General features: G+C 52.0%; 2 protein-coding genes. Both read right to left on the bottom strand.

Annotated features, from left to right (window positions below):
- On the bottom strand, nucleotides 1-1276 hold a 1276-nt coding region (locus ACTHUE_RS16165), incomplete at its 3' end, for a sigma-54-dependent transcriptional regulator (protein WP_440423985.1).
- A partial coding sequence (locus ACTHUE_RS16160) for a two-component system sensor histidine kinase NtrB (RefSeq protein WP_440423984.1) occupies nucleotides 1269-2236 on the bottom strand: 968 nt, incomplete at its 5' end. The genes ACTHUE_RS16165 and ACTHUE_RS16160, both read right to left, overlap by 8 nt.

Below are 2236 nucleotides of genomic sequence, written 5' to 3'. Positions count from 1 at the left end.
AGTTGCCGGGATAGCTGTAATGCAACAGGGCTTCTTGGGCTTTCGGGCTGAGTTTGTAGGTTTGATTGCCGTGACGGTGTTTATACAGCAGATACAGAATCAGCGCGCCCAAGTCTTCGCGCATTTCGCGTAAAGGCGGCATATGCAGAGAGACTACGTTGAGGCGGTAATACAAGTCCTGACGGAATGCGCCGCTTTCAACCAAAGCTTCGAGGTTTTTATGGGTCGCACAAATAATGCGCACATCCACAAAGGTTTCCCGCGCATCGCCGATACGACGCACGGCTTTTTCTTGAATGGCGCGCAGGAGTTTGACCTGCATGGCAAGTGGCAAATCGGCAACTTCATCAAGGAACAAAGTGCCGCCGTCAGCGTGTTGGAAAAAACCTAAACGGTCTTGATCCGCACCGGTAAAGCTGCCTTTTTTGTAGCCGAAAAATTCGCTTTCCATCAGGTTTTCAGGAATGGCACCGCAGTTGACGGCAATAAATGGTTTGTCGGCGCGGTCGGACAGCTCGTGAATCGTGCGCGCCGCCTGCTCTTTACCCGTACCGGATTCACCGGAGATATAAACAGGAACAAGGCTGCGGGCCAATCTGCGAATCAGGTGGCGTACTTCGACCATTTGCGGCGAAGTACCCAACAGGCGCGGCATATCGTCCTCGCCTTCCAATACAGGTGCGTCTTGTTGCAAAGCAGGATTGATGCTGCCGGCCGAAAAACGCTCTTTTAAGGAATTGAGCCCTTCCGGAACAGTCAAAGGCCGGTTAAATTCACTCTGTACGCTCTTAGGAGGCGTAACGACAGGCTTAGCCGGCTGAGGTTCGGGTTTATACAGGGCGGCAGAAACAGGCGCAGGCTGCGATTTGACTTTTTCAGACGGCGTGGGTTCGGCAGTATTGTCTGAAACCGACACTGCCGATTTAACCAATGAACGCAACTGCGACAGCGTAATCGGTTTTTGCAGATAATCAAACGCCCCTGCTTTCAAGGCTTCAACAGCTTGGTCGGCATTGCCGAAAGCCGTAATCACGGCGACGGGCGTATCGAGCATCAGTTCATCGATGTATTGGACAACCTCGAGGCCGGAGCCGTCAGGCATACGCATATCGGTCAACACCAGCGAATAATCGTTGTTGTCCAGCTTGTCTTTAGCCTCTTCAACACCAGCCGCAGTATCGACGTGCAGACCCATTTTCATCAGGGTCATTTCCATCAGGTCGCGGATGTCTGCCTCGTCATCGACAACCAAAACCGGCTCTTGCAATTTATTCATCCTGCGCTTGCTCCTTCGGTAAAATCAATTCAAACCCGTTCATTTCAGGGTGATAATGCAGCTGCCCCATATTGGCGTGTGCCAACTCGCGTGCGACGTAAAGCCCCAAGCCGGTGCCTTGTTTTTCGGTGGTGTAAAACGGCTCGAACAAATGATTTCGTACATCGGGCGGCACGCCTTTGCCGTTGTCCGCCACGACGATGGAAATATGCATCCTGCCGCTTGAACGGATAAGGACGGTAATGGCGTTTTCGTCCTGACGGCTGTGTCTCCAAGCGTTGTTGCACAAGTTCCACATCACTTGCTGCAAATGCATGGGGTCAACCAATACGGTCAGATTGTTGCCGTCCATATTCATACGCAGACAACCGATGGCATCGGGATTATTCAAGGTAAATTCCTGCTTGAACTCTAACCAGAATTTCATCAGATTAATCGGCTGGCGGCTGATGTTGTCTCGTTTGTTAAGCAGGGATACGTCTTCCAACATCTTGTCGATACGTTGGATATTGCTGTCGATGATGTTGTAGAGCTTGGCCTTGAGCGGATCTGCCTCATCGCCTTCCTGCAACAAATCGCTGGCATGACGGATGGCGGACATCGGGTTGCGGATTTCGTGGGCGAGGTTGGCAGTCAACTGTCCGAGCGAAGTCAGCTTGGTGGACATGGCCTCCGCAGCCACTTCACGCAATGAGCGGACGTACAACATCAGCAGCTCGGTTTGCTCCTGAATCAGCGGAACGGCTCGGACGTGCATGGCGTGTTGGAAAATATGGATATCGGTTTCAAAAGGTTTGTCGGGTTGACGCTGCCAGCGAGCCACCAGTTCGCCGAACACGATTTCCTGCTGATCGATAATCAGGCTGGGGAAATAGATTTTTGCCTGTTTGTTAAACAGCCACACGCGTTGGGTCGCATCAATCACCACAACCGCTTCCTGTACGCGGTTCAAAACCAAAT

The organism is Neisseria sp. P0021.S005, assembly GCF_051956955.1.
Note: the sequence above shows the minus strand (reverse complement) of the source record. Positions and strands in the feature narration are given on the sequence as shown.